General features: G+C 71.0%; 27 protein-coding genes. 14 read left to right on the top strand and 13 right to left on the bottom strand.

Going from position 1 to position 24,990, the window contains the following annotated elements:
* Positions 1–90: 90 nt before the first annotated feature.
* Together ACIRHA_RS27025 and ACIRHA_RS27020 are read right to left on the bottom strand one after the other, a co-directional pair.
* On the bottom strand, positions 91–2,184 hold the full coding sequence (locus ACIRHA_RS27025; RefSeq protein ID WP_403850852.1) for a trypsin-like peptidase domain-containing protein: 2,094 nt from the start codon (positions 2,182–2,184) through the stop codon (positions 91–93).
* Positions 2,181–2,669 (bottom strand): CU044_2847 family protein, encoded by a 489-nt coding sequence (locus ACIRHA_RS27020; RefSeq protein WP_403850850.1) that lies wholly within the window; start codon positions 2,667–2,669, stop codon positions 2,181–2,183. The genes ACIRHA_RS27025 and ACIRHA_RS27020 overlap by 4 nt, the downstream gene beginning before the upstream one ends.
* Positions 2,670–2,847: 178 nt before the next feature.
* Between ACIRHA_RS27020 and ACIRHA_RS27015 the strand changes: the two genes are divergently transcribed.
* On the top strand, positions 2,848–3,033 hold the full coding sequence (locus ACIRHA_RS27015) for a DUF6104 family protein (RefSeq protein WP_403850847.1): 186 nt from the start codon (positions 2,848–2,850) through the stop codon (positions 3,031–3,033).
* Positions 3,034–3,158: 125 nt separating this feature from the next.
* On the opposite strand, the gene ACIRHA_RS27010 is transcribed toward ACIRHA_RS27015, so the two are convergent.
* Complete coding sequence (locus tag ACIRHA_RS27010; protein ID WP_403850844.1) at positions 3,159–3,992, bottom strand: hypothetical protein; 834 nt, start codon at positions 3,990–3,992, stop codon at positions 3,159–3,161.
* A 169-nt stretch (positions 3,993–4,161) separates the two neighbouring features.
* On the opposite strand from ACIRHA_RS27010, the gene ACIRHA_RS27005 reads away from it, so the two are divergent.
* Together ACIRHA_RS27005 and ACIRHA_RS27000 are read left to right on the top strand one after the other, a co-directional pair.
* The gene (locus ACIRHA_RS27005) at positions 4,162–5,181 is read left to right on the top strand and encodes a DUF4097 family beta strand repeat-containing protein (RefSeq protein ID WP_403850841.1); all 1,020 of its coding nucleotides are present in this window, start codon (positions 4,162–4,164) and stop codon (positions 5,179–5,181) included.
* A gap of 1 nt (position 5,182) precedes the next feature.
* The gene (locus tag ACIRHA_RS27000; protein WP_403850838.1) at positions 5,183–6,172 is read left to right on the top strand and encodes a helix-turn-helix transcriptional regulator; all 990 of its coding nucleotides are present in this window, start codon (positions 5,183–5,185) and stop codon (positions 6,170–6,172) included.
* 217 nt (positions 6,173–6,389) lie between these two features.
* Here ACIRHA_RS27000 and ACIRHA_RS26995 read toward each other — a convergent pair whose 3' ends face one another.
* The 4 genes from ACIRHA_RS26995 to ACIRHA_RS26980 form a co-directional block, all read right to left on the bottom strand.
* Positions 6,390–6,947, bottom strand: a complete 558-nt coding sequence (locus ACIRHA_RS26995) for a Clp protease N-terminal domain-containing protein (protein WP_403850836.1) — start codon at positions 6,945–6,947, stop codon at positions 6,390–6,392.
* Between the two features lie 3 nt (positions 6,948–6,950).
* Positions 6,951–7,160, bottom strand: a complete 210-nt coding sequence (locus ACIRHA_RS26990; RefSeq protein ID WP_267069270.1) for a helix-turn-helix domain-containing protein — start codon at positions 7,158–7,160, stop codon at positions 6,951–6,953.
* Positions 7,161–7,266: 106 nt separating this feature from the next.
* On the bottom strand, positions 7,267–8,229 hold the full coding sequence (locus ACIRHA_RS26985) for a zinc-binding dehydrogenase (protein ID WP_403850833.1): 963 nt from the start codon (positions 8,227–8,229) through the stop codon (positions 7,267–7,269).
* 143 nt (positions 8,230–8,372) lie between these two features.
* Positions 8,373–9,587 (bottom strand): NADP-dependent malic enzyme, encoded by a 1,215-nt coding sequence (locus ACIRHA_RS26980; RefSeq protein WP_403850831.1) that lies wholly within the window; start codon positions 9,585–9,587, stop codon positions 8,373–8,375.
* Between the two features lie 564 nt (positions 9,588–10,151).
* Between ACIRHA_RS26980 and ACIRHA_RS26975 the strand changes: the two genes are divergently transcribed.
* From ACIRHA_RS26975 to ACIRHA_RS26965, 3 genes are read left to right on the top strand one after another with little or no spacing between them, the layout of a single operon-like run.
* Positions 10,152–11,111, top strand: coding sequence for an ABC transporter substrate-binding protein (locus tag ACIRHA_RS26975; RefSeq protein WP_403850828.1), 960 nt, complete (start codon positions 10,152–10,154; stop codon positions 11,109–11,111).
* 42 nt (positions 11,112–11,153) lie between these two features.
* Positions 11,154–12,101, top strand: a complete 948-nt coding sequence (locus ACIRHA_RS26970) for an amino acid ABC transporter permease (protein ID WP_403850825.1) — start codon at positions 11,154–11,156, stop codon at positions 12,099–12,101.
* Between the two features lie 14 nt (positions 12,102–12,115).
* Complete coding sequence (locus ACIRHA_RS26965) at positions 12,116–12,868, top strand: amino acid ABC transporter ATP-binding protein (protein WP_403851156.1); 753 nt, start codon at positions 12,116–12,118, stop codon at positions 12,866–12,868.
* Positions 12,869–13,036: 168 nt separating this feature from the next.
* Here ACIRHA_RS26965 and ACIRHA_RS26960 read toward each other — a convergent pair whose 3' ends face one another.
* Positions 13,037–13,807 carry a class I SAM-dependent methyltransferase gene (locus ACIRHA_RS26960; RefSeq protein ID WP_403850822.1) on the bottom strand — a complete coding sequence of 257 codons (771 nt, stop codon included), beginning with the start codon at positions 13,805–13,807 and terminating at the stop codon, positions 13,037–13,039.
* 94 nt (positions 13,808–13,901) lie between these two features.
* Between ACIRHA_RS26960 and ACIRHA_RS26955 the strand changes: the two genes are divergently transcribed.
* Positions 13,902–14,531, top strand: coding sequence for a CGNR zinc finger domain-containing protein (locus tag ACIRHA_RS26955; RefSeq protein WP_403850819.1), 630 nt, complete (start codon positions 13,902–13,904; stop codon positions 14,529–14,531).
* On the opposite strand, the gene sodX is transcribed toward ACIRHA_RS26955, so the two are convergent.
* Positions 14,435–14,878 (bottom strand): nickel-type superoxide dismutase maturation protease, encoded by a 444-nt coding sequence (gene sodX / locus ACIRHA_RS26950; protein ID WP_403850816.1) that lies wholly within the window; start codon positions 14,876–14,878, stop codon positions 14,435–14,437. The genes ACIRHA_RS26955 and sodX overlap by 97 nt on opposite strands.
* A gap of 191 nt (positions 14,879–15,069) precedes the next feature.
* On the opposite strand from sodX, the gene sodN reads away from it, so the two are divergent.
* From sodN to ACIRHA_RS26935, 3 genes are all read left to right on the top strand, one after another.
* Complete coding sequence (sodN, locus tag ACIRHA_RS26945; RefSeq protein WP_351342156.1) at positions 15,070–15,465, top strand: superoxide dismutase, Ni; 396 nt, start codon at positions 15,070–15,072, stop codon at positions 15,463–15,465.
* A 153-nt stretch (positions 15,466–15,618) separates the two neighbouring features.
* Positions 15,619–16,443 carry a hypothetical protein gene (locus tag ACIRHA_RS26940; RefSeq protein ID WP_403850813.1) on the top strand — a complete coding sequence of 275 codons (825 nt, stop codon included), beginning with the start codon at positions 15,619–15,621 and terminating at the stop codon, positions 16,441–16,443.
* Positions 16,444–16,491: 48 nt separating this feature from the next.
* Complete coding sequence (locus ACIRHA_RS26935) at positions 16,492–17,394, top strand: NAD(P)-dependent oxidoreductase (protein ID WP_403850810.1); 903 nt, start codon at positions 16,492–16,494, stop codon at positions 17,392–17,394.
* 23 nt (positions 17,395–17,417) lie between these two features.
* Here ACIRHA_RS26935 and ACIRHA_RS26930 read toward each other — a convergent pair whose 3' ends face one another.
* The 3 genes from ACIRHA_RS26930 to ACIRHA_RS26920 form a co-directional block, all read right to left on the bottom strand.
* Positions 17,418–18,017: a GNAT family N-acetyltransferase gene (locus ACIRHA_RS26930; protein ID WP_403850807.1), complete on the bottom strand. Its 600-nt coding sequence runs from the start codon at positions 18,015–18,017 to the stop codon at positions 17,418–17,420.
* Positions 18,018–18,272: 255 nt separating this feature from the next.
* A complete protein-coding gene (locus ACIRHA_RS26925; protein ID WP_403850804.1) occupies positions 18,273–19,376 on the bottom strand; it encodes a family 2 encapsulin nanocompartment cargo protein polyprenyl transferase in 1,104 nt (367 codons plus the stop codon).
* 112 nt (positions 19,377–19,488) lie between these two features.
* On the bottom strand, positions 19,489–20,895 hold the full coding sequence (locus ACIRHA_RS26920) for a family 2B encapsulin nanocompartment shell protein (protein ID WP_403850802.1): 1,407 nt from the start codon (positions 20,893–20,895) through the stop codon (positions 19,489–19,491).
* A 220-nt stretch (positions 20,896–21,115) separates the two neighbouring features.
* Here ACIRHA_RS26920 and ACIRHA_RS26915 point away from each other — a divergent pair, with 220 nt between their 5' ends.
* The 3 genes from ACIRHA_RS26915 (at position 21,116) to ACIRHA_RS26905 (ending at position 23,056) form a co-directional block, all read left to right on the top strand.
* Entirely contained in the window at positions 21,116–21,349 is a 234-nt protein-coding gene (locus ACIRHA_RS26915; protein ID WP_403850799.1) for a hypothetical protein, read from the top strand.
* 134 nt (positions 21,350–21,483) lie between these two features.
* On the top strand, positions 21,484–22,074 hold the full coding sequence (locus ACIRHA_RS26910; protein ID WP_403850796.1) for an N-acetylmuramoyl-L-alanine amidase: 591 nt from the start codon (positions 21,484–21,486) through the stop codon (positions 22,072–22,074).
* A gap of 52 nt (positions 22,075–22,126) precedes the next feature.
* Positions 22,127–23,056 carry a 1-aminocyclopropane-1-carboxylate deaminase/D-cysteine desulfhydrase gene (locus ACIRHA_RS26905; RefSeq protein ID WP_403850793.1) on the top strand — a complete coding sequence of 310 codons (930 nt, stop codon included), beginning with the start codon at positions 22,127–22,129 and terminating at the stop codon, positions 23,054–23,056.
* Here ACIRHA_RS26905 and ACIRHA_RS26900 read toward each other — a convergent pair.
* The gene (locus ACIRHA_RS26900; RefSeq protein ID WP_403850790.1) at positions 23,035–24,633 is read right to left on the bottom strand and encodes a Na+/H+ antiporter; all 1,599 of its coding nucleotides are present in this window, start codon (positions 24,631–24,633) and stop codon (positions 23,035–23,037) included. The two genes, ACIRHA_RS26905 and ACIRHA_RS26900, sit on opposite strands and share 22 nt — an antisense overlap.
* 51 nt (positions 24,634–24,684) lie before the next feature.
* Between ACIRHA_RS26900 and ACIRHA_RS26895 the strand changes: the two genes are divergently transcribed.
* Entirely contained in the window at positions 24,685–24,945 is a 261-nt protein-coding gene (locus ACIRHA_RS26895) for a UBP-type zinc finger domain-containing protein (protein ID WP_403850787.1), read from the top strand.
* Positions 24,946–24,990: the final 45 nt, after the last annotated feature.

Genomic DNA, 24,990 nt, shown 5'->3' with positions numbered 1-24,990 from the left:
GCTCGTCCAGCGGGGCAGTCGAAGGGACGTGTCTCACGGTATCGATGGATCGTGGGCCGCGTAAGAGGGGTGGTCGCCGGGGCACTGATGTCACGGGGCCTCCAGAAGATCATCGGCGCCTGGCGGATCTTGGTGCGGGTCGTCGTAATAGAGGGCGATGCCGTCGGCCCAGTACGCCTCTGTGCGGCTCGCCAGGAGTTTTCTGCGCAACTCGTGTACGCGCTCCGGGAGTTGTCTCGCACCGCGCGCGTCGGCGACCATGACGGCGGCGCCGCGGTGGAACTCACCGCACACCGCCGCGGTCCGCGCCCGGCCGCGGCGCCACAGGGCCACTCCGAAACCGCCGAGCAGTACCCGCGCGAGCGCCTCGGTGTCGTCCTCGTAGCGATGCTCTCCATAGCGACACATCACCGGTACGGACGCGGGCGACAGATTGCGCAACTCGCCGCTCTCCGGGACCGGCCTGGGCACCCCGCCGTCGCAGTCGAGGATCTCGGCCCTCGCGGCGTGCGCGTGCAGCCATCGCCAGCGGTCCACCCGGTCCGCGCCCGATTCGGGGAACGCCCGGTCGGACTCCGCGAAGCCGCTGTCCCCGGGGAGCCGGTCCCGGTCGCCGCAGCGCAGCACGACGGGGCCGCGCGCGCCGAGCGGCGGCCCTCCGGGCCCCAGCCGCCAGGCGTCCACCGGCAGGTCCAGGCGGTTGTGCGGAAGCGCCACCTGGAGGACCGCGGGCCACCCCGGCTCGTCGCACTGCCGGAACGCCTCGGCCAGCGGCGCGGCGAGCAGGTCGGGCAGCGCCTCCGTAGGGGTGCGCTCGTCCTGCCGCACGCAGTCGCGCGAGCCGTCCGGGCGGGCTACGTACACCTGCCAGTCCCAGTACTCCCTCTCCCAGCCCCGCTCCACGAGTTCGAGCAGCGCGGACGGCCGGGGCGCACGGTCGGCGATCGGGTCCGCCGCCGTGACATCCGACGAGCCGCGCCGCTGCAAGCGCTCGATCCGCTGGACCTCGATGCGGCGCCTGCGCCCGACGTCCAGACACCCCTCGCCGGCCTGCCGCACCCACTCCCACAGGGCCGCCTCGGCGTCCTGGGTGCCCGGCGTGACGAAGGGGCGCTCGGCCGACAGGGCCCGCATCGCGTAGTCGAGCACGAGCCCGCGCACACCGTCGTCGTGCGCGCCTTCGTAGAGGGCTCCGAGACCGTCACGCCAACCGCGCGGCGCGGGCAGCGACGTACCCGGTTCGTACTCCGGGAGCGACACCAGGATGTCGAGCAGACCGCGCGTGCTCACCGGCGGCGGCAGATCCGCGAGCCGGCCGAGCAACTGGGCACGCTCGCCCGGTGTGAGGGTCCGTCCGGGCCGCGCGCCGAGCCTGCTCTGCACGTCGGCCCAGGTCTTCCTGCCACCGTCCGACTGCCGCTGGCGGTCCCGGTGGTAGCGGTCGTGCGCGTGGAACACCGCCTGGTAGAGGTCGTCGTACTCGGCCCGCACCGCCTGCCCCGGCACCGGCAGCGTGCGCAGCTGCTCGATCCCGATGGACGTACCGCCCCGCCCGTGGTCGGCCCGCGACTTCAGTACGCCGATGACCTCGCCGCGCACCGGGTCGACGACGGGGCCGCCCGAGATCCCGTACGGCAGGTCGTTCTCCCCGAGGCGCAGCTGCACGCCGGACGACCAGTCGCCGATGGTGCCCTTGACGGCGATCGGCCCGTCGAGGCGGCACACCTGTCCGTCCAGCACGGTCCAGCCCGCGTAGAAGACCTCCCCTTCGTTGTAGTACGCGGCAGGTCGCTCGGCTACGTAGGCGCACTCGTGGTCCACGGGTTCGCGCAGCCGCACGAGGGCGAGGTCGGGGGCGGGCCACTTGCCGGGCACCGCCTGCTCGACGCGCTCGGGGAGCGTGGCGACGACTTCCGCGGGTACGCGGGACGCGCCGCGTCCCGGACCGGTCTCGTAGGCCACCGTCAGCTCGCCCCCTTCCCCGCCGAGAGCCACGTGCGCGCAGGTCAGAACCCAGTTCGGGGCGACAAAGAAGCCGCTTCCGACGAAGCTTTCGGGCCCGTCCGCTGCATACCCGGCCCGCATGCGATGAATGCGCACGGTGGACGCCATGACGAGTTCACGCAGCGCAAGCAGGGCGGCATCCCTGTTGCCCGGTGCGCCCCCGTCGCGCCCGAGTGTCATGCCCCGGCCCCGGCGACCGTCGGGTCGGCTCCCCCGTGCGCCGGGGCGCCGGGTGATGCGCCCGTGGCCGCGCGGGGTGCGGGTGGCGTGGCGGCAGCCGCGCGGGCGGCCGGATCCTGCGGGTTCTCCAGGTCGGGTGGCCCTTCGTGCCAGGTCAGCGTGACCTTGATGCCCGCCTTCGCCTCACCGTCCGCGAGCAGTCCTACGACCTTGCCCGCCTTTGCCATCAGCTCGACGCCGAACTCGACGCTCACCTCGTCGGGGCGCACGGCGCGCAGCGGCCGCGCGAGGGAGCGCGCGACCCCCGTCACGAGAGCGTTCAGACTCTCGACGCTCGCCTCCACCCGGTCCGTGAACCCGGTGTCGGAGTACGACAACTCCCCTTCGGCCGCACCCAGTTCATCGACCTCTCCGGATATCCGGGCCCACACCGGTGTCCCGTCCGGCAGCGCGATCCGCGCGACCCTTGTCGCTTCCTGCCCCATACCGCTCCCCCGTTTCCCGTTCCCCGCGACCTCCCTTGCGGGACAAGGGTCCTTCCCAGGATGAGCGGGAGCTACCCCTCGGGCAGGCTTCATGGTCACCCGTCCCCATAGGCTTGGTGGGCAGTCGACACCACGCCCGCGCGCCCGCGCGGGCCCCGCACGCAGGAGAAACAGCCCCATGTACTTCACGGACCGCGGCATCGAAGAGCTGGAGAAGCGGCGCGGCGAGGAGGAGGTCACCTTCGAGTGGCTCGCCGAGCAGCTGCGGACGTTCGTCGACCTCAATCCGGACTTCGAGGTCCCGGTGGAGCGGCTCGCCACGTGGCTGGCGCGGCTCGACGACGAGGAGGACGAGGAGGAGTAGGCGCGCCTACAAGCGCCTGCGGCGTTGGAGCAGCCCTTCAAGCCCCTGCGGCGATTGAGCAGCGGGGTCCGGGGCGGAGCCCCGAGGCGTGGGGCCGACGGCGTGCACCATCCGGCCCCGCGCAATCAGTCACGGCCCGCGCGCAACCTCGCGTAGGCGAACCCCAGCGCCCCGTGCAGCAGGAGCAGCGCCCCGGCGGCGGTCCAGCCGCCGCTGCGCCGCCGCAGGCCGTGCACGGTGAGCGGCAGCCCGGCCGCGAGCTGGGCGGCAGCGATCAGCCTCGCCCTGGGGCCACGCAGCCAGGGTCCGACGCTCGTGGCTTCCACGACGTCGAGCTCGGCGTGCACGGCGTCCCGCCAGCCCGACCAGCTGACCTGCTGCGCGTCCGGCTGGACCCGCGCGACCTCGCGCAGCCGGTCGGCGGGTTCGCCGGGGGTCAGTCCCGCGGGGAGGGTGAGTCCGGTGCGGGTGAGGACCGCGAGCAGGCCCAGCATGCGGGCGCGCGCGTCGGCCGCACTGTCGCCCGTGTCGGGTTTCGCGAGCGCTTCGAGGGCCTGCAGGTCGAGTACGGGATCCAGGCCCAGGCGCGCCGCGAAGGTGCGCAGCGCCTCGGCCTCGCCGACCGGGGTGCCGTTCGCCAGCCATTCGTAGCCGACAGGGCGGCGGAACCCGGAGGCCAGTGTGAACCCGCTGCGGTCGGCGTCCCACCACAGCGCGAGCACCGGCCAGGTCGCGCCGACGGCGAGCGCGCCCGCCCAGCCGCCGAGCACGCGGTCGACGGGTTCGCCGCCGCCGTCCTCCATGGACAGCCACGGCTTCGCCTCGGGTACGAGGACGCTCCACTCACGTCCGGCGCGGGTGAGCAGCATCCGCTCGCGCAGCAGCTGGGCGGCGGGCCCGACGACGGACGGTTCGGCGCGGCAGAGCAGCAGCGCACCGGCGGGTTCGAGGGACGACATGGCACCACGCTAGGGCAAGTCGGTGGATTTCCGCAGCAATTGGACGGCCCATCGGGCGTCGGGGCACGGACTTCCGCGACAGTCTTGACTTTCCCCATCCGCGATATATCGTGTTTGACAGAGAACGCGATATGGCGCGTTCACTCCCGGCCGTCGAGGAGGTCGCACCATGCCCGAGTGGTCCGTCACGGAGCCGCAGAAGCTCGTCTTCGACGAGCCGGTGTCGGCCCTGCACGTACGCATCGTGAGTGGTGCGGTGAATGTGGTGGGGACGGCCGAGGGCCGGGCCCGCCTGGAGGTCTCGGAGATCGACGGACCGCCCCTGCGCGTGACGCAGTCGGACGGCACCCTCACCGTCGCCTACGACGACCTGCCCTGGAAGGGCTTCCTCAAGTGGCTCGACCGCAAGGGCTGGAACCGCAGCGCGGTCGTCTCGCTCGCGGTGCCGGCGGACACGCGGGTCGAGGTCGGCGTGGTCGGCGCAGGCGCCGTGGTCTCGGGCACCGAAGGGCCCACGGAGGTGAAGGGCGTCACCGGCGACACGACGCTCGTCGGCGTCACGGGCCCGGTGCGCACCAGCACGGTGTCCGGTGGCGTCGAGGCGCAGGCGGTCACGGGCGACCTCCGGTTCAACTCGGTGTCCGGGGACCTGACGGTCGTCGACGGCTCGGGCTCCTTCGTGAAGGCGGACACGGTGAGCGGGTCGATGATCGTGGACCTGGACCCCGCGGGGCCGACGGACGTGAGCCTGACGAGCGTCTCCGGCGAGATCGCCATCCGCATCCCGCACCCGGCGGACACGGAGGTCGAGGCGAACACGGCGAGCGGAGCGGTGTCGAACGCCTTCGAGGATCTGCGGGTGTCGGGCGCCTGGGGCGCGCACAAGATCACCGGCCGCCTGGGCGCGGGCACCGGCAAACTGAAGGCGACGACGGTCTCCGGATCGATCGCCCTCCTGCGCAGGCCCCCGTCGGAGGACGCGACACGGCCACCGGAGCCACGAGACATTCCGGCCCCCCAGAGCACTCCGGAACCGCAGGACGCCGCGGATGCCGCGGATGCCACGGATGCCGCGGATCCCCAGGACGCTTCGGAACCCCGGGACGCTCCAGAATCGCAGGGCGCCGCCGAGCCGCAAGGCTCCCCGGAACCGCAGGACACCGACCCCGCCGACAAGAAGGTGCTCTGACATGCCCCCCGTCTTCGCCCATGGCCGCCTGCGCCTCTACCTGCTCAAGCTGCTCGACGAGGCGCCGCGACACGGGTACGAGGTGATCCGCCTCCTCGAAGAGCGCTTCCAGGGCCTGTACGCGCCCTCCGCCGGCACGGTCTACCCGCGCCTCTCCAAGCTGGAGTCCGAGGGCCTGGTCACCCACACCACGGAGGGCGGCCGGAAGGTCTACGCGATCACCGAGGCCGGCCGGGCCGAACTGGCCGACCGCAGCGGTGAGCTGGCCGACCTCGAGCTGGAGATCCGGGAGTCCGTGGCCGAGCTGGCGGCGGAGATCAGGGACGACGTGCGGGGTGCGGCGGGCGATCTGCGCCGCGAGGTACGTGCCGCCGCGTCCCAGACCCGTGCGGGAACCGGTCCCGGTGACTTCACGGACAAGGACGCCTGGCGCGCCACCAAGGAAGAGGTGCGGCGCGCCAAGCACGAGTGGAAGGAGCAGGCGCGGCGCGCGAAGGACGAGAGCCGCCGGGCCCGCGAGGAGGCCCAGCGGGCGCGCCGTCAGGCCAAGGAGTCGCAGGAGCAGGTGCGCGCACAGGCGGCGGAGGACTTCCAGCGCATGGCCAAGCGTGTCCAGGAGCAGGTGCAGGACCACTTCACGCGCGGCGACTGGCCGACGGGGGTGCGCGAGGGGCTGACCGAACTGGCCAAGGAGTTCGGCGAGTTCGGCAAGTCCTGGAGCAAGGACGCCGGGCCCGGCGCGTCGACCGAGCCCCAGTACCGTCCGCCGAGCGACGAGGTTCCCGCCGAGTACGTTCCTTCCTGGGCCTCGGAGGGCTCCAGCGGTGACCCGGCGCGCGACCTGGACCGCCTCCTGGACCGCTTCCGGGACGACATCCGCGATGTCGCCCGCGATCGGGGGGTCACGGAGGACCAACTCGGCGACGCGAGGCGTCACTTGGCGCAGGCGGCGGCCCACATCGGAGCGAGTCTCCGTTCACCGGGCGAGTGACCTCGGCCGCACCGCGCCTCAATCGCCGGCGGGGCTGAAAAGATCGGGGCTCCACCCCGGACCCCGCTGCTCAATCGCCGCAGGGGCTTGATTTTGCCGGCCTGGGCTTGATGGTGCCGCGCCGCCCTGGGCAATCTGCCGCCTTGGGCGGCAGGGTGGGCAAGGCGGCACCCCGGCGCCGCGCGCCCATCACCACAGGCGCCGACCCCGGCACGGCTCACCCCGCCGCCGCCTCCCCGCCCCCGTACAGCACCCGCTCCACCCCCGCCACACTCACTCCGTGTTCTGCCAAGACCTCGGAGGCGATGCCCGGGCGGGAGGTGAGGGCGAGGAGGAGGTGCTCGTCGCCGATCGCCCGGTCGTGGTGGGCGAGGGCGATGCGCAGCGAGGATTCGAGCACGCCCTTGGCCTCACGGGTGAGCGGCCGCCGCCCGCCGACTCGGCGTCCCCCGGTCAACACACCCTCGCCATGGGCCCGTTCGACCCGCGCGACGACCTCCTCCACGTCGATACCGATCCCGGCGAGCGCCTCCGTGTCGGCCCTCGTGAGCCCCGCCCTGCGCCGCACCCCCGCAAGCGCCCGCCCGATCGACGCCCGCCGCTCCTGCGTGTCCGCACCGAGCGCGCCGAGCGCGAACGCGCCGCGCGTTCCGCTGCCGTCGAGGAGCGCGAGCAGCATGTGCCCCTCGTCGACGCGCTCCGCCCGCTCCCGCTCGGCATGGGCGAGAGCCCCCTGCACCACGTCCCGGGCGCCCTGGGTGAACCTTTCGAACATCACTCATCGCCTCCCGTACTTCTTGTGCACGGCCTGCCGGCTGACTCCGAGTTCGGCCGCGATCTCCTGCCACGACCAGCCCTGATTGCGCGCACTGCGCACCTGTACCGCTTCCAGCTGCTCAAGCAGCCGCCGCAGCGCGGCGACCGCCCGCAGCCCGACCCGCGGATCGCGGGCTCCCGCCTGCTCGGCGAGATCCGTCGCATCAGTCATGGTGTCAATGTAGGTTGACGCACGATCGACGTCAACCACAGTTGACAATGCGGGCACGAAAAAGGGGCGCCCGGCAGGCCGCCGGTACGCCCCTCCCCGCGCCGCGTCAGACGCTCAGCACGACCTTCCCGAAGAGCTCGCCACCGGCCATCTTCTGGAAGCCCTCACGGGCCCGGTCCAGTGGCAGCACCTCGTCGATCACCGGCCGGACACCCGTGGCGGCACAGAAGGAGAGCAGGTCCTCCAGCTCGTCCTTGGACCCCATGGTCGAGCCGACGACCTTGAGCTCCAGGAAGAAGATCCGGTTCAGCTCGGCCGCCGGCGGGTTCGGCCCGCTCGTCGCGCCCGAGATGACCACCGTCCCGCCCGGCTTCAGCGACTTGACCGAGTGCGACCAGGTCGCGGCACCCACCGTCTCGATCACGGCGTCCACCCGCTGCGAAAGCCGCGCACCCGTCTCCACGGCCTCCACGGCGCCGAGCTCCAGGGCCCGCTTGCGCTTCGCCTCGTCGCGGCTGGTCGCGAAGACCCGCAGCCCCGCCGCCTTGCCGAGCACGATCGCTGCCGTCGCGACCCCGCCGCCCGCGCCCTGCACGAGGACCGAGTCACCGGGACGTACGCCCGCGTTGGTGAAGAGCATGCGGTACGCGGTGAGCCACGCGGTCGGCAGGCAGGCGGCCTCCTCGAAGGAGAGCTCCTTCGGCTTGCGCAGCACGTTCCACTCGGGCACGGTCACCTGCTCGGCGAAGGTGCCCTGGTACTTCTCGGTGAGGATGGAGCGCTTCTCGCGCGGCCCGACCCCGTATCCGGTCTGGCCGATGACGGAGTGCAGGACGACCTCGTTGCCCTCGCTGTCGATCCCGGCGGCGTCGCAGCCGAGGATCATCGGCAGGGACTCCTCCCCGAGGCCGACACCGCGCAGCGACCACAGGTCGTGGTGGTTGAGGGAGGCGGCCTTGACGTTCACGGTGGTCCAGCCGGGCCGGTTCTCGGGGGCGGGCCGCTCCCCCAACTCCAGGCCGTTCAGCGGCTGATCACGGTCGATTCGGGCTGCGTAGGCGGCGAACATGACCTTGACGATAGGCGCCGCTCCCTGGCCGGGGAACCTCCGCCACCTGTGACACACGTCCCGTAGCCACGGATACGGGAAAGGCCCCGCCAGAGGGCGGGGCCTTTCCCGAACAAGCCGAGCCAAACGAAGCGAGCCGATGACTACCGGCGCGCCACACCCTCCGCCCGAGCGGCAGCGGCAACCGCCGCGGTGACGGCCGGCGCCACCCGCTCGTCGAACGGCGACGGGATCACGTACTCGGCGGACAGCTCGTCGCCGACCACCGCGGCCAGCGCCTCGGCCGCCGCGATCTTCATCGTCTCGGTGATCCGGGAGGCCCGGACCTGGAGCGCGCCGGCGAAGATGCCGGGGAACGCGAGCACGTTGTTGATCTGGTTCGGGAAGTCCGAACGCCCGGTCGCCACGACAGCCGCGTACTTGTGGGCGATGTCGGGGTGCACCTCGGGGTTCGGGTTGGCCATCGCGAACACGAAGGCGCCCTTCGCCATGGAGGCGACCGCGGGCTCGGGGACCGTACCGCCCGAGACACCGATGTAGACGTCGGCGCCCGCCAGGGCGTCCTCGAGGGAGCCGGACAGGCCCGCCTTGTTGGTGATCTCGGCCAGCTCGCGCTTGACCTCCGTGAGGTCCTCGCGGTCCCGGCTGACGATGCCCTTGCGGTCCGTGACCGCGACGTCGCCGAGGCCCGCCTCGAGGAGGAACTTCGCGATCGCGACGCCCGCCGCACCGGCGCCGGAGATCACGGCGCGCAGCTCGCCGAGCGTGCGGCCGCTGAGCCGGGCCGCGTTCTTCAGGGCGGCCAGCGTCACGACGGCGGTGCCGTGCTGGTCGTCGTGGAAGACCGGGATGTCGAGGCGCTCCTGGAGCTTCTTCTCGATCTCGAAGCAGCGCGGGGCGGAGATGTCCTCGAGGTTCACGCCGCCGAAGGACGGGGCGAGGCGCACGACGGTGTCGATGATCTCGTCCACGTCGTTCGTCGAGAGCGCGAGCGGCACCGCGTCCACGCCGCCGAACTGCTTGAAGAGAATGGCCTTGCCCTCCATCACCGGGAGGGACGCCTCGGGGCCGATGTCACCGAGCCCGAGGACGGCCGAGCCGTCCGTCACGACGGCCACGACGCTCGACTTCCACGTGTAGTCGTGGACGAGCTCCGGCTGCTCGGCGATCGCGCTGCACACCTTCGCGACGCCGGGCGTGTACGCCAGGGACAGGTCGTCCTTGTCGCGGACCGGCACGGTGGCCTGCACAGCCATCTTGCCGCCACGGTGCAGCGCGAAAGCCGGATCGAAGGGCTCGTCGGAGCCCTCGTTGCCGGTACTCGCGTCGCTGCGAGGGTTGACGATCTCCGCTGCCACTTTTCTGACCCCTTAAGTCATTTTGCACAGGTTGAGGGTGGTTCCGTCCCTGATTGAGGGACGGGCGGGCACCGCGCACGCGCCGGACGGTCCTGTCGTGGGCCGCCCTGTGGGCACCTGCGCGACGGACGCGCCGCACGCGCGCCCTGAGCCCCGGATGAGGGGTGTAAAGAACCTTCTTACCCGACGGGCGGTGTCGGCGACGAGCCCGCCCGTGATCGATCACGCCTCGGTGACATGACTCATAGCCGAATATATGGACAAGTCCACAAGTCGATCGCACAAAACGAGGGAAGTCCGCCCGAATGGTGAGACAGCGGGCGGCTCACCGGAGGATCTCCGGTCGCGGGGCGAAAGTTCCGCAGATGCTGCACCCCCCATGCACCCTGAAACCGGGGGTCGTTGGCACTCTTAGGTCACCCGTTATCCGATTTTGACATGGCTGACCTCCTGAATCGGCAAGTCCGAATGGCAAGATGCCTCATCACACGAGGTCGCGACACCCGAAGGTGTGTGCCAGGCGACCAGCACGGCAACTCCCACACCCAGCCGGAGGAACCAACCATGACCGCAAGCACCACCCAGCGCACGACCGCGAAGTCCGCGAAGTCCCGGATAGCCGCGGTCGGCGCGATCGCGGTCGCCGGCACTCTGCTGCTGACCGGCTGCGGTGACCAGACGAAGTCCGACGACGGCACCAAGTCCGGCGGCACGGCGGCGCCGCTCGCGGACAAGCTGCCGAAGGAGATCCAGGACAAGGGCGTCATCCGGGTCGGCTCCGACATCGCGTACGCGCCCGTCGAGTTCAAGGACAAGTCCGGCAAGGCGATCGGTATCGACCCCGACCTCGCGAAGGCCATGGGCAAGCAGCTCGGCGTGACGTTCGAGTTCCAGAACGCCACGTTCGACACCCTGGTCACCGGCCTGAAGTCGAACCGCTACGACCTCGCCATGTCGGCCATGACCGACACCAAGGACCGGCAGAACGGCGTCGACTCCGACACCGGCAAGAAGGTCGGCGACGGTGTCGACTTCGTCGACTACTTCAACGCGGGCGTCTCGATCTACACGCCCAAGGGCAAGACCCAGGGGATCAAGACCTGGGACGACCTGTGCGGCAAGAAGATCGTCGTGCAGCGCGGCACGGTCTCGCACGACCTCGCCAAGTCGCAGGCCAAGAAGTGCCCCTCCGGCAAGAAGCTCGGCATCCAGGCCTTCGACGACGACCAGCAGGCCCAGACCCGGCTGCGCTCCGGCGGGGCCGACGCCGGTTCATCCGACTTCCCGGTCGCCGCGTACGCGGTGAAGACCTCGGGCGGCGGCAAGGACTTCCAGCTCGTCGGCGACCAGGTCGAGGCCGCCCCGTACGGCATCGCGGTCTCCAAGGACCAGAAGCAGCTGCGCGACGCGATCAAGGCCGCCCTTGACGCGATCATCAAGAACGGCGAGTACGACAAGGTCATCGCCAAGTGGGGCGTCGAGGCGGGTGCCATGAAGTCGGCGACCCTCAACGGCGGCAAGTGACCGCGCGACGCGCACTGTTGAAGTCGTTGAAAGGCAACATCCGTGTCTGTTGACATAGACAAGACGGGCGGCGGCCCCGAGGACACGCCGCCGCCCGCGGCCCCACCGGCAGCCATCAAGGCGATCCCGGTGCGGCACTACGGGCGGTATCTCTCGGCGTTCATCGCCATCGCCCTGCTGGCCCTGATCGTCTACGCGTTCGCACAGGGCAAGATCAACTGGGGCGCCATCCCGGACTACTTCTTCGACGACCGGATCATCACCGGCGCCGGGAAGACCCTGCTCCTGACGGTCATCTCGATGGTGATCGGCATCGTCGGCGGCATCGTGCTCGCCGTCATGCGCCTGTCGAAGAACCCGGTGACCAGCTCCATCGCCTGGTTCTACATCTGGTTCTTCCGCGGCACCCCGGTCCTGGTCCAGCTGTTCGTCTGGTTCAACCTGGGCCTGGTCTTCGAGTACATCAACCTCGGGCCGATCTACAAGGACTACTGGTCGTCCTTCATGACGCCGTTCCTGACGGCGCTGCTCGGCTTCGGCCTCAACGAGGCCGCGTACATGGCGGAGATCTGCCGCGCCGGCCTGCAGTCGGTCGACGAGGGGCAGACGGAGGCCTCGCACGCGCTCGGCATGAGCCACGCGAAGACGCTGCGCCGGGTGATCATCCCGCAGGCGATGCGCGTGATCGTGCCGCCCACGGGCAACGAGGTCATCAACATGCTGAAGACGACCTCCCTGGTGTCCGCCGTGCAGTTCCCCGATCTGTTCCGGGCCGCGCAGGACATCGGCCAGCAGTCCGGCTCGCCGGTCGAGATGTACTTCCTGGCCGCCGCCTGGTACCTGGTCATGACGTCGATCCTCAGCGTCGGCCAGTTCTACATCGAGCGGCACTACGCCCGCGGCACCAGCCGCCAACTGTCGGCCACGCCCTGGCAGAAGGTGCGCGGGAGCCTGTTCTCCCTGGGCCGTCCGAACGGAGGCACGGCATGACCGAGCAGCACGCCATGGTCAAGGCCGAACAGGTCCACAAGTCCTTCGGGCACGTGAATGTCCTCAAGGGCATCGACCTGGAGGTCAAGCAGGGTGAGGTGTTCTGCCTCATCGGCCCGTCCGGCTCCGGCAAGTCGACGTTCCTGCGCTGCATCAACCACCTGGAGAAGGTCAACGCCGGCCGGCTCTACGTAGACGGCCACCTGGTCGGCTACCGGCAGCAGGGCGACAAGCTGTACGAGCTGCGGGACCGGGAGGTCGCACTGCAGCGCCGCGACATCGGCATGGTGTTCCAGCGCTTCAACCTGTTCCCGCACATGACGGCCCTCGAGAACGTCATGGAGGCGCCGGTCCAGGTCAAGAAGCAGTCGAGGTCCGAGGCCCGTACACGCGCCCAGGAACTGCTCGACCGCGTCGGTCTCTCCGACAAGTCCGCCAGCTACCCCTCGCAGCTCTCCGGCGGCCAGCAGCAGCGCGTCGCGATCGCCCGTGCGCTCGCGATGGAACCGAAGCTGATGCTGTTCGACGAGCCGACGTCCGCGCTCGACCCCGAGCTGGTCGGCGAGGTCCTCGACGTCATGCGCGACCTCGCGGAGTCCGGCATGACGATGGTCGTCGTCACGCACGAGATGGGCTTCGCCCGCGAGGTCGGCGACAGCCTCGTCTTCATGGACGACGGCATCGTCGTCGAATCCGGCGACCCCCGCGAGGTCCTCACCAACCCCCAACAGGAACGCACCCAGTCCTTCCTGTCGAAGGTGCTGTAGGCATTCAGAGCCCCTGCGGCGACTGAGCAGGCCCTTCAGCCCCTGCGGCGATTGAGCAGGCCCTTCAAGCCCCTGCGACGATTGAGCAGGTTTTTCAAGCCCCTGCGGCGATTGAGCAGCGGGGTCCGGGGCAGCGCCCCGCGACCTCAACGCCGTCGCCGCAGGGGCTTACTTCACGCCCAACACCATCGCATCGGACGGCGAACCCCACACGACCCTCGCCTCCCCGAACCCACCCCCGCGAAGCGCCTCCGCATGCCACGCCGCCGACGGCGTATCCCCATCCGCATGCTCCCCATAGATCTCGAACCGCTCGGCAGTCGGCCCCGCCAACACCGGATCCGCCGCGGCAAGCGCCCACCACTCCGCCCAGCCCACCGCCCCACCGACCTTGGCGGAGTCCATCCGCGCGTGCCGCAGCGCCCGCTCCGCGGCGTTGATCCGCGGCGTCGTCTGGTCGATCATGTGGTCCGCGTTCATGAAGACGCCGCCGTCGCGGACGAGCCCGGCGACCTGACCGTAGAGCGTCGCGAGGGGTTCGGAGTGCAGCCAGTGCAGGGCGGTGGCCGTGAGCACGGCGTCGTACGAGTCGTGCGGCAGCCCCTCCGTCCACCGCGGGTCCTTCAGATCCGCGGTCACGAACGTGACCCGCTCGTCCCCCTCGAAGGTTCCGCGCGCGATGGCGAGCAGCGCGGGATCGAGGTCGACGCCCACGCTGGTGGCTTCGGGGAACCGCGTGAGCAGCCGGTCCGTGATGCTCCCCGTACCGCACGCGAGGTCGAGCACCCGGGGCGCGGACCCGACGAACGCCTCGACCATGTCGAGCATCACGCGGAACCGCTCCTCGCGGTCCGGCATGAAGTACTCCTGCTGCCGGTCCCAGCTCTCCTGCCAGGCCCGCCAGTCGGTGGTACGAGTGTTGGCGACGGTCTCGGACATGAACCCTCCCGTGATCCCCTGTAATACCCTGAACCCGTAAGCGAGCATTACCCTCGCTCGACACGACGATAGAGCGCACCGGTAAGGACTACAAGTGGAACTGGCCTATTACTCGGACTACGCCGTGCGCCTCGTCAACACCGAGGAGCCCAATCGCGGCAAGGACTCCCTGACGTCGGTGGAGACGGTGCGCGCCCTCTTCGGCGCCAGCAAGGACGCGGCCCGCCGCGCCACCGACGCCGACGTGACCCGCTTCAGGGGCGTACGAGGACGGCTGCGCGCGGTGTTCGAGGCGGCCGACGGGGGCGACGAGGAACTCGCGGTGAACCTGCTGAACTCACTGCTCCTGGAGTTCCCTGTGAGCCCGCAGATCTCCGGACACAACCATCGCGACGACGACGGCCGCCCGCTGTGGCACCTGCACCTGTCCGACCACCCGTCGAACGCGACCGCCGGTTACGCCGCCATCGCCGCGATGGGCCTCGCCTTCCACCTCACCGAGTACGGCGTCGACCGCCTCGGCCTGTGCGAGGCGACGCCCTGCCGCAACGCCTACCTGGACACCTCCACCAACCGCTCCCGGCGCTACTGCTCGGACCGCTGCGCGACCCGCGCGAACGTCGCCGCCTACCGGGCCCGCAAGCGCTTGGAGGCCGTCCGGTCGGAGAGCACGGGACGTACCGCGGAGAACACCCAGGACAGCACCGCCGTCACCGAGCGCTGACCCTCGCCCTCGGCCCACGGCCTGCGGCGCCGCAGCCGGCCGCGCACCTTCGCGAGCACCAGCTCGTCCGGCACGACCCCGTACACCGTGCTGTCGCCCCCGGCGCCCAGATTGTCGCCGCGCACCCACCAGCCGCCCTCACGCCGCTCGGCGATCCGCTTCACCACCAGCAGATCCTGCTGGAAGGGATGGCGCAGCACGATCACATCGCCCGCCCGCACCCGCGCCCCGTGCTGTACCAGCATCCAGTCACCGGGGTACAGCGTCGGGACCATGGACGGCCCCTCCACCTCGATGATCTGAAACGGCACCTTCGCCTCGCGCATCTCCTCGATCGCCTCGGGCATCAGAAAACCTCCCCGGTTCCCACCACTGCTCCCGTCGGCCCGTCGGCCCGGTGCCCTTACGGTTCCATCCTCCACCAGTCCCGGTTCTACCCCGGACTTTTGTCCTAAGCCGCCGGGGGCACCCGAGAAAACCCGTTCCGCACGGAGTAATGTCGCACCCGAGAAGACGATCACGAGGAAGGAACAGCTACATGCTTTCCCGCCTGTTCGCCCCCAAGGTGAAGGCCAGCGCCCACTGCGACCTCCCCTGCGGCGTGTACGACCCCGCCCAGGCCCGCATCGAGGCCGAGTCGGTCAAGGCCGTCCAGGAAAAGATGGCCGGCAACGACGACGCGCAGTTCCAGACGCGTGCCATCGGCATCAAGGAGCAGCGCGCCGAGCTCGCCAAGCACCACGTCTCGGTGCTCTGGAGCGACTACTTCAAGCCGCCGCACTTCGAGAAGTACCCGGAGCTGCACCAGCTGGTGAACGACACCCTCAAGGCCCTCTCGGCCGCCAAGGGCTCGTCGGACCCGGCCACGGGCCAGAAGGCTCTGGACTACATCGCCCAGATCGACAAGATCTTCTGGGAGACCAAGAAGGCCTGACCCAGGCCCTGTTCACACCAGCGACCGGCGGGCGGTGCACCCCCGCGGGTCCGTGAACCACTGAAGGGGCCCGGCCGAGCGGCGCTGCCGCTCGGCCGGGCCCCTTCGTCGTCACCGCTCGCATCACTCTTTGGCACCATCGGGAGTCCCTTCTTGTCCTCCTCGCGTCCCCGCGTCCTCTACGTCACCGATCTCGCGTATCCCGCCAAGGGGCGCCGCTACTGCGACGAGGACATCCGGCTCACCTCCCGGCTGCGCTCCGCGTTCGACCTGGCCCTGTGCCACCCCCTGGACGCGGCCGCGCTCATGGACGGCTTCGACGCCGTCGTGGTCCGCAACAGCGGCCCGGTGCTCGGCTACCAGGAGGCGTACGACGAGTTCCGCGCGCTGGCCCTGGAGCGCGGCACGAACGTCTACAACCCGCTGACCGGGCGCGCCGACATGGCCGGCAAGCAGTACCTCCTCGACCTGTCCGCGGCCGGACATCCGGTCATCCCGACGGTCGACCGGGCGGCGGACCTGGGCCGACTGCCGGAGGCCGACGCGTACATCGCGAAGCCGAAGCTGGGCGCGGACTCGGTGGGCCTGCGAGTCGTCCCCGCCGCCGAGCTCGCCGAACTGCCGTACGGGGACGGCCTGCTGGTGCAGCCGCGCGTCGACTTCCAGTACGAGGTGTCGTTCTACTTCGTCGACGACCAGCTGCTGTACGCCCTGTACGCGCCCGATCCGGCGCGCCGCTGGGAGCTGCGCCCGTACGAACCGACCCCCGCGGACCGGGAGTTCGCCCGCTCCTTCATCGAGTGGAACACGCTCCCGTACGGCATCCAGCGCGTCGACGCCTGCCGCGCCCCGGACGGCGGGCTGCTCCTCGTGGAGCTGGAGGACCTCAATCCGTACCTCTCGCTCGACCTGGTGGACGAGGCGACGCGGGAGGCGTTCGTGTCCGCGATGGAGGCCTCGGTCCGGGCTAGCGTCTGAGGTGGAAGCACCGCACGGAGGACACCGCCGCACCGAGGGAGTTCGCTCATGAGCAGCACCGACCCGTCCGCCGCCCGCCCCGTCGTCGCCGTGCTCGGCACCGGCACGATCGGCGCGCCGATGGCCCGCAATCTGGCCCGCGCCGGGTTCACCGTGCGGGCCTGGAACCGGACCCGTACGAAGGCCGAGCCGCTGGCCGCCGACGGCGTGACGGTCGCGGACAGCGCGGCCGACGCGGTACGGGACGCCGATGTCGTCGTGACCGTCCTGCCCGACGGGCCGCGCACCCTGGACGTCGTCCGGGAGGCCACGCCGAAGCCCGGCACCGTATGGGTGCAGTCCGGGACCGTGGGCGAGGGCATCGACGAGCTCGCCGAGTACGCGGTCCGCGCCGGCCTCCTTCTCGTCGACGCGCCCGTCCTGGGCACCCGGCAGCCCGCCGAGCAAGGCACGTTGACCGTGCTCGCGGCCGGCGCCGGGACCACGCGCGACAGCGTCCAGCCGCTCTTCGACGCCATCGGCTCCCGCACGCTGTGGGTCGGCGACGGCACACCGGGCGCCGCCAGCCGCCTCAAGCTCGCCCTCAACTCCTGGGTGCTCGCGCTGACCACGGGCGTCGGCGAGGCCCTCGCGCTGGCCCGCGGGCTCGGCGTGGACGCGAACGACCTGGTGGAGGCCATCACCGGCGGCCCGCTGGACAACGCGTACTTCCAGAACAAGACTGCGGCGATCCGCAGCGGCGATCTCACCCCCAGCTTCTCCGTGGACAACGCGGCGAAGGACGCGGGCCTGGTGCTCGCCGCGGCCGAGCGCGCGGGCATCCGCGTGGACGCGATGGCGGCCGCCCGCGACCGCTTCCAGCGCGCGTCCGAGCAGGGACACGGGGCCGAGGACATGGCCGCGACCTACTTCGCGAGCTTCCCGGAGGCCTCGGGCGAGAAGGCCGACTGACCGGCGTCCCCCGCGCGGCGGCGTCAGCCGGCGTCCGGCTCCCGCCACATGGGCCAGATCGTCGGCCCGCCCGGCAGGTCGATCGCCGTTCCGGTGAAGACGAACCCGAGGCGCTCGTACAGCTCCCGGCTGCGCGGGTTGCTCGCCTCCAGGTAGGCGGGCAGCCCCTCGCGGTCGCAGCGCTCCAGCACCGGCGCCATCAGCGCGGTCCCCAGACCCTGGCCCTGCCGCTCGGGCACGACGCCGATCATCCATAGATAGGCGTGTGCCCGGCCCACGGGATGCGCCCGCGTCGTCCACCGGGCTATCTGCTCCACCCGTACGTTGTCCGGGTCGACGGTCTCCCGCACCTGCGCGGGCGCGTCCTCGCCGCCCTCGTCCTCCGGCCCGGCCGGCATGTCGACCCACAGCGCGACGGCCGAACCGTCCTCGGTCAGATCCACATATCCGTCCGCGAACGTCGCGTCCGCGAACACCCCCATCAGCCCGGCGTGCCGCTCCCGTCGGTGCTCCTCACCGGGAAACACCCAGCCGCTGACCGGGTCGTCCATGAACGCCTCGTCGAGCAGCCGCACCACGAGATCGCGGTCCGCCTCCCCCGCGCGCCTGATGCCCACGCCCATCCGTCTCGCCCTTCGCTCAACCAGCCTGCCCTGCACAGCCGTTGAACTCTAAGCGATCAACCACCCCCCCCATCCGCCCGCCTTGGGCAATCTGCCTTCCCCAAGCTCTCGAACAAGCTCGAGCAGGGGAGACCCCATCGGGCGGCAGGGTGGGCAAGGCGGCACCCCGGTGTGGGCAGCACCCTCCCCCGCCCACACCCCGCCGCCCTCAAGCCGGGGCACCGCAACCGATCCCGGCACCCCGGCCGGCCGGCGTCAGTACCCGCGGCGCGTGACGAACTCCGCCAGGGACAGCAGGCCGTCCGCCGCCTCCGGCACCGGGACAGCCTGCGACAGCCGGTCCACCGCGCGGGACATGTGGTCCGCGGCCTGCGTCTGCGCCCAGTCCCTGCCACCGGCCCGCTCCACGGCCGACGCGATCGCCTCCAGTTCCGCCGCTTCTTCCTTCTTCGGTCCCGGTGGCCCGTACAGCGCCGCCAGCTCCTGCGCCGCCGCACCGCCGGAGGCGAGCGCGGCGACCACCGGCAGGGACTTCTTGCGTACGGCCAGGTCCGCACAGGCCGGCTTGCCGGTGCGGGCCGGGTCGCCCCAGATCCCGATCACGTCGTCGATGAGCTGGAACGCGAGGCCCGCACAGCGTCCGAACGCGTCGAGCGCCTCGACCTCCTCCGCACCGGCCCCCGCGTACAGCCCACCCACCGCGCAGGCGCAGCCGAGCAGCGCACCGGTCTTGGCCTCCGCCATGGCCAGGGTCTCCGGCAGGGACACGTCCGCCGGGTCCCGCCCCTCCAACGCGACGTCGACGGCCTGGCCCTCGCACAGCTCCACCACACAGGCCGCGAGCCTGGCGGCCGCTGCCGAGGCCGCCGGGTTGCCCTCCTCGGCGAGCATGCGCTGTGCCTGGGCCTGTATCGCGTCGCCCGTGAGGATCGCGCCGGCGTCCCCGAACACCGTCCACGCGGTGGCCCGGTGCCTGCGGGTGGCGTCCCGGTCCATCACGTCGTCGTGCAGCAGCGTGAAGTTGTGGGTCAGCTCCACGGCGGCCGCCGCCCGCACCGCCCGCTCGGGCCGCCCGCCGAGGGCCCGCGCCGCGGCGAGCACGAGGGCGGGCCGCACGGCCTTCCCCGCGCTCCCCGTGGCGGGCGTGCCGTCGGCGTGCTCCCAACCGAAGTGGTAGCGGGCGACGCGGCGCATCGATCCCGGCAGGGCCTCCACCGCCCGCCGCAGCTCGGGGTCGACCGCGGCTCTGGCCTGCGCCAGGATCGCCGGCGCCTCTTGCGCCTCGTACCCCTGTGCCGCGGCCGCCCCGGTCGCCTCTGCTGCCACGCGCGTCTGCTCTCTCACGGCCGGCTGTGTCATGGACTCACCCCTGAAAGGGTGCGGACGGTGGCGGTTCCGCTGTGGGTGGGCGCGTACCTCCTCGGTGTACCCGCCCGGTCGGGCGGGGACACGGCGAGCGGGGCGCGGCTCGTCACCGCCACCTGCCGACCTCGACGTTCTCCAGCACTCCGAGCGCATCGGGCACCAGGACCGCCGCCGAGTAGTACGTCGTCACCAGGTACGAGATGATCGCCTGCTCGCTGATGCCCATGAACCGCACGGACAGGCTCGGCTCGATCTCGTCAGGGATGCCGGACTGGCGCAGCCCGATGACGCCCTGGTCCTCCTCTCCCGTACGCATGCAGATGATGGATGTGGTCCGCGCGTCGGAGACCGGGATCTTGTTGCACGGATAGATCGGCACACCGCGCCAGGTCGGGATGCGGTTCCCGGCGACGTCGATGCTCTCGGGGACCAGGCCCCGCTTGTTGAGCTCGCGGCCGAACGCGGAGATCGCCTTCGGATGGGCGAGGAACAGCTTGGATCCGCGCCTCCTGCTGAGCAGTTCGTCCATGTCGTCGGGGCTCGGCGCGCCGTCGTGCGGCTGCAGGCGCTGCTCGTACTCGCAGTTGTTGAGCAGGCCGAACTCCCGGTTGTTGACGAGTTCGTGCTCCTGGCGCTCCTTCAGCGCCTCTACGGTGAGCCGGAGTTGGTGCTCGGTCTGGTTCATGGGCTGGTTGTAGAGATCGGCTACGCGCGAGTGGATGCGCAGCACGGTCTGGGCGACGCTCAGCTCGTACTCGCGCGGCGCGGATTCGTAGTCGACGAAGGTTCCGGGCAGGACCTCTTCCCCGACGTGGCCGGCCGCGAGGTCGATCTGCTTCTCGCCGTACGTGTTGGCCCGCTGCTCAGGGAGGGAGCGCAGCTGCTGGAGGTGGTCGCGCAGCGATTCGGCGCGCTCGGCGACCTGCTCGAAGTCGCCGCGCGGCAGCGTGAGGACGGTACAGGCGGTGGCCGCTCGCGCCGTGTACTCCCAGATGCCCTCCGGGTCGAGCAGCGCCTGGTCGCCGAAGTACGCGCCGTCGGCCAGCGTTCCGAGCACCGCGTCGTCCCCGTAGGGCCCCGTGCCGACCTTCTCGACGCGGCCGTGTGCGAGCAGGAACACTTCGTCGGCCCGGCTGCCGAACGAGGCGAGCAGCTCGCCGGCCGCGAACTCCCGCTGGGTGCAGCGCCGGGCGAGCTCGGCAAGGACGTCCTCGTCGTCGTAGCCCCGCAGCGCGGGGAGCTCCCCCAGTTCGGCGGGGATGACCCTGACGTCGCCCCCCGTCTTCACGAACGTGACGCGTCCGTCTCCGACCGAATAGCTCAGCCGTCGGTTGACCCGGTACGTACCGCCCTTCACATCCACCCAGGGCAGCGTCCGCAGCAGCCAGCGGGAGCTGATCTCCTGCATCTGCGGTGCGGATTTGGTGGTCGTGGCCAGGTTCCGCGCCGCGGACGTACCCAGACTCTTCTGCGGCCCGGGGGTCTGCTCGCGGACCTCTTCGCCTACCGACATGTGCAATGCCCTCCCGATCATGAACTGACCTGCACGGACAAGCCTTCAGCACGGAGAGCGATCCCACCATTACACAAATGAGGGGGAATGGATGACGGGCGGGCGGGGCATTGGGCGGGCACTTTCGCACTCTCCCGGCCCAGGTTCCGCCGACGGCCGGAACTCGAAGATCCCGGCGCACGTTGGTCAGGAAACGGTAAAGACGAGAAGGGTGATCAGCATGGCGGGATTCATGGACCGGGCCAAGGAGCAGGCACAGCGCGGCCTGACGCAGGGCAAGCAGAAGCTGGACGACGTGCAGGCGCAGCGTGCGGGCGGCGATCTGCTCAAGCGACTGGGCGCGGCGTACTACGCGGAGCGCAAGGGCACCGGCAGCCCGCAGGCCACGCAGCAGGCGCTGCAGGCCCTCGAGTCGCACATCGCGGCGAACGGCGACGGGGTCCTGCGCGGCTGAGCTCCGTGGCCGCCGACACCGAACCTTGTGCACGTTATGCGAACCTTAGGTCGCTGAACGGCAGTTCCGGGTAAAAGCGAACCGTACGAGACGGTACGCAGTCGGCGGCCGTCGCTCCCGCGAAGGAGGCGGCCGTGGCCCCACCCATGTCCGCAAGCAGCTTCATCAAGGCTCTCAAGGACGAGGGTCTGACGGTGGTCGAGGTCGGCGACTGGCGGCATCACAACCGCAATCACATCGGCGACTGGGGCCCGTTGAACGGGGTGATGATCCACCACACCGCCACCTCCGGCAGCGCCGCCACCGTGCGCGTCTGCCGCGACGGCCATGCGAACCTGCCGGGGCCGCTGTGCCACGGGGTCATCACGAAGGACGGCCGCGTCCACCTGGTCGGCTACGGCCGGGCGAACCACGCGGGCCTGGGCGACGACGACGTGCTGCGCGCGGTGATCGCGGAGAAGGCCCTGCCGCACGACAACGAAGCGAACACGGACGGCAACAGCCGCTTCTACGGCTTCGAGTGCGAGAACCTCGGCAACGGGGACGACCCCTGGCCCGCCGCCCAGTTGGAGGCCATCGAGAGGGCTGCGGCGGCGATCTGCCGCCACCACGACTGGACCGAGCGCTCGGTCATCGGTCACCTGGAGTGGCAGCCGGGGAAGGTCGACCCCAAGGGGTTCACGATGGCGTCGATGCGCAAGCGCATCGGGGACCGGCTCAAGTAGCCGCCTGCCGCCGCGCGGGCGGGCCCCCGGCCAGGTGTCCGACAATGGCCGGGTGTCCCGTCCCACCGGCCCCGGCCCGCACCCGCGCCTCCCGTCTCCCCTCGTGGAGGCCGAGGACGAGCGCTTCGCGCGCCACGGCGTGCGGCTGCTGCTCAAGCGGGACGACCTGATCCACCCGGATCTGATCGGCAACAAGTGGCGCAAGCTCGCCCCGAACCTCGACGCGGCGGCGGCCAAGGGCCGCGCGATCGTCACCTTCGGAGGCGCGTACTCGAACCACCTGCGCGCCACGGCCGCGGCGGGCCGGCTCCTCGGCCTGCCCACCATCGGTGTCGTCCGCGGCCAGGAACTCGCCGACCGCCCGCTCAATCCGTCCCTGTCCCGCTGTGCGGCAGACGGGATGCGCCTGCACTTCGTCGACAGGTCCACGTACCGGCGCAAGAGCGATCCCGACGTACTGGCCGGGCTCCTCGACGCCGCCGACGCCGGGGACGCGTACGTGGTGCCCGAGGGCGGCAGCAACTCCCTTGCGGTCCAAGGCTGTACGGATCTCGGCCGGGAGCTGCGCGGCCACGCGGATGTCGTCGCGCTCGCCTGCGGCACGGGCGGCACTCTCGCGGGGCTTGCCGCCGGACTCACCCCCGGCCAGCGCGCCGTGGGCGTCTCCGTCCTCAAGGGCGGGTTCCTTGAGGCAGAGGTCCGCGCCCTCCAGGAGGCGGCTTTCGGCGGCCCGCGGGGCGCGTGGCGGGTGGAGGACCGTTTCCATTTCGGCGGCTACGCGCGCGTGCCCGAGGAACTCGTGGCGTTCGCCGAGGACTTCGAGGCCCGCCACGGCGTGCCCGTCGAGCGGCTGTATGTCGCCAAAGCGCTGTACGCACTTGTCGCCCTCACGCAGGAGGGCGCGTTCCCGCGCGGCACGACGCTCGCGGCGGTGATCACGGGCACCCCCTTCGAAGGCGCTCAGTCGTCGACCTCCCGATAGGCGGCGGCCTCCTCCAGGTCCAGCTTGCGCAGCAGGGTCCGCAGCATCTCGTCGTCGATCCGCCGCTCGTCCCGCATCCGTACGAAGACCTCGCGCTCGGCCGCGATCGCCTCCCGCGCGAGCCGGCGGTACGTGTCGTCGGCGGACTCCCCGGTCACCGGGTTGGCCTGCCCGAGCCGCTCCCACACCGAGTTGCGGCGGCGCTCCAGAACGGTGCGCAGACGGTCCTGGAGAGGGGTGGGAAGGCAATTGCGCTCGTCGCGCATCAACTCCTCCACGCGCTCCTCCGCGGCCACGGAGGCGGCGTTCTGCGCCTGGGCCTCGGCGAGCGTCTCGGCCTGCGTGTCCCGGCCGGGCAGCTTGAGGAGCTTGATGAGCGGCGGCAGCGTGAGCCCCTGGACGACGAGTGTCCCGATGACCGTCGTGAAGGTCAGGAAGAGCACCAGGTTGCGCGAGGGGAACGGCTCCCCGTCCTCCGTGACCAGCGGGATGGAGAACGCGATGGCCAGCGACACCACGCCCCGCATGCCGGCCCAGCTCACGACCAGCGGCCGCTTCCAGTCCGTGTCGCTCTCCCGCGCGCGGATGCGGGACGACATGCACCACGGCAGATAGGTGGCCGGATACGACCACACGAAGCGGATGACGACCACGAAGACGAACACCCCGACCGCGTACCAGACGGCCTGCCACACGCTGTACTCGCCGAGCCCTTCGAGGACGAAGCGCAGCTGGAGGCCGATGAGCGCGAAGACCGCCGACTCCAGGATGAACGCGACGACCTTCCACACCGCGGTCTCCTGAAGCCGTGTCTCGAAATCGACCTGCCAGGAGCGGTGCCCCAGGTAGAGGGCCACGGTCACGACGGCGAGCACCCCGGAGGCGCCCACTTGCTCCGCGACCGCGTACGCGACGAACGGGATCAGCAGGGAGAGCGTGTTCTGCAGCAGCGCTTCCTTGAGGTGCGTGCGCAACCAGTGCAGCGGCACCATCAGCAGCAGCCCCACGCCGACCCCGCCGACGGCCGCCACCAGGAACTCCTGGATCCCGCCCGCCCAGCTCGCACCCTCACCCACGGCCGCGGCGAGCGCCACCTTGTAGGCGGTGATCGCGGTCGCGTCGTTCACCAGGGACTCGCCCTGCAGGATCGTGGTGATCCGGGAGGGCAGCCCCACCCGCCGGGCGATCGCCGTGGCAGCCACCGCGTCCGGCGGCGCGATCACCGCTCCGAGGACGAGCGCGGCCGTCAGCGGCAGGTCCGGGATCAGCTCGTACGCGAGCCAGCCCACCGCGAGCGTGGCGAACAGGACGTAGCCCACGGAGAGCAGCGCGACGGGCCTGATGTTCGCCCTCAGGTCGAGGTAGGAGCTCTCCAGGGCGGCCGTGTGCAGCAGCGGGGGCAGGATCAGCGGCAGCACGACGTGCGGGTCGAGCACGTACTCCGGGACCCACGGCACGTAGGACGCGATCAGGCCGAAGGCGACCAGGAGAAGCGGCGCGGGCACGGGCGTCCTGCGCGCCGCCCCCGCCACAGCCGCACTCGCGGCGATCAGACCCACCAGAGGCAATACGTCCATGACCCGCCTTCCACCGCCCTGCTCCGCCCCACCCGTCGTAACCTGGCCATCATGAACGAGTGCTCGCACGTCGCCGCGTTGCCGCACCCCGAGCCCGCACCTCTGAGCGAGACCTGCTTGGAGTGCCTGGCCGTCGGCAGTCACCCTGTGCAACTACGGCTGTGTCTGGTCTGCGGTCACGTCGGGTGCTGCGACTCGTCCCCGTACAGGCATGCGACGGCTCACCACGCCGAGACGGGACATCCGGTGATGCGCACCTTCGAGCCTGGTGAGAGCTGGCGTTGGTGCTTTGTCGACTCGATTCTCGTCTGACCCGGCGGATCCCGGGCCCCTCCGGGGTTCGATCCACTGACGCCT

The organism is Streptomyces sp. NPDC102360 (assembly GCF_044766085.1).
Taxonomy (GTDB): Bacteria; Actinomycetota; Actinomycetes; order Streptomycetales; family Streptomycetaceae; genus Streptomyces.
This window is presented reverse-complemented; position numbering and strand designations above follow the sequence as displayed.

Excerpts from the sequence above, each read along its gene's own strand:
- ACIRHA_RS26930 (WP_403850807.1), bottom strand. The coding sequence starts at position 18,017 with ATGGGCGTGGGCATCAGGCGCGCGGGGGAGGCGGACCGCGATCTCGTG.
- ACIRHA_RS26935 (WP_403850810.1), top strand. The coding sequence starts at position 16,492 with ATGAGCAGCACCGACCCGTCCGCCGCCCGCCCCGTCGTCGCCGTGCTC.
- ACIRHA_RS27015 (WP_403850847.1), top strand. The coding sequence starts at position 2,848 with ATGTACTTCACGGACCGCGGCATCGAAGAGCTGGAGAAGCGGCGCGGC.
- ACIRHA_RS27020 (WP_403850850.1), bottom strand. The coding sequence starts at position 2,669 with ATGGGGCAGGAAGCGACAAGGGTCGCGCGGATCGCGCTGCCGGACGGG.
- ACIRHA_RS26960 (WP_403850822.1), bottom strand. The coding sequence starts at position 13,807 with ATGTCCGAGACCGTCGCCAACACTCGTACCACCGACTGGCGGGCCTGG.
- ACIRHA_RS26925 (WP_403850804.1), bottom strand. The coding sequence starts at position 19,376 with ATGACACAGCCGGCCGTGAGAGAGCAGACGCGCGTGGCAGCAGAGGCG.
- ACIRHA_RS26965 (WP_403851156.1), top strand. The coding sequence starts at position 12,116 with ATGGTCAAGGCCGAACAGGTCCACAAGTCCTTCGGGCACGTGAATGTC.
- ACIRHA_RS27005 (WP_403850841.1), top strand. The coding sequence starts at position 4,162 with ATGCCCGAGTGGTCCGTCACGGAGCCGCAGAAGCTCGTCTTCGACGAG.
- sodX (WP_403850816.1), bottom strand. The coding sequence starts at position 14,878 with ATGCCCGAGGCGATCGAGGAGATGCGCGAGGCGAAGGTGCCGTTTCAG.
- ACIRHA_RS26975 (WP_403850828.1), top strand. The coding sequence starts at position 10,152 with ATGACCGCAAGCACCACCCAGCGCACGACCGCGAAGTCCGCGAAGTCC.
- ACIRHA_RS26920 (WP_403850802.1), bottom strand. The coding sequence starts at position 20,895 with ATGTCGGTAGGCGAAGAGGTCCGCGAGCAGACCCCCGGGCCGCAGAAG.
- ACIRHA_RS26995 (WP_403850836.1), bottom strand. The coding sequence starts at position 6,947 with ATGTTCGAAAGGTTCACCCAGGGCGCCCGGGACGTGGTGCAGGGGGCT.
- sodN (WP_351342156.1), top strand. The coding sequence starts at position 15,070 with ATGCTTTCCCGCCTGTTCGCCCCCAAGGTGAAGGCCAGCGCCCACTGC.
- ACIRHA_RS26895 (WP_403850787.1), top strand. The coding sequence starts at position 24,685 with ATGAACGAGTGCTCGCACGTCGCCGCGTTGCCGCACCCCGAGCCCGCA.
- ACIRHA_RS27000 (WP_403850838.1), top strand. The coding sequence starts at position 5,183 with ATGCCCCCCGTCTTCGCCCATGGCCGCCTGCGCCTCTACCTGCTCAAG.
- ACIRHA_RS26990 (WP_267069270.1), bottom strand. The coding sequence starts at position 7,160 with ATGACTGATGCGACGGATCTCGCCGAGCAGGCGGGAGCCCGCGATCCG.
- ACIRHA_RS27025 (WP_403850852.1), bottom strand. The coding sequence starts at position 2,184 with ATGACACTCGGGCGCGACGGGGGCGCACCGGGCAACAGGGATGCCGCC.
- ACIRHA_RS26915 (WP_403850799.1), top strand. The coding sequence starts at position 21,116 with ATGGCGGGATTCATGGACCGGGCCAAGGAGCAGGCACAGCGCGGCCTG.
- ACIRHA_RS26985 (WP_403850833.1), bottom strand. The coding sequence starts at position 8,229 with ATGTTCGCCGCCTACGCAGCCCGAATCGACCGTGATCAGCCGCTGAAC.
- ACIRHA_RS26900 (WP_403850790.1), bottom strand. The coding sequence starts at position 24,633 with ATGGACGTATTGCCTCTGGTGGGTCTGATCGCCGCGAGTGCGGCTGTG.
- ACIRHA_RS27010 (WP_403850844.1), bottom strand. The coding sequence starts at position 3,992 with ATGTCGTCCCTCGAACCCGCCGGTGCGCTGCTGCTCTGCCGCGCCGAA.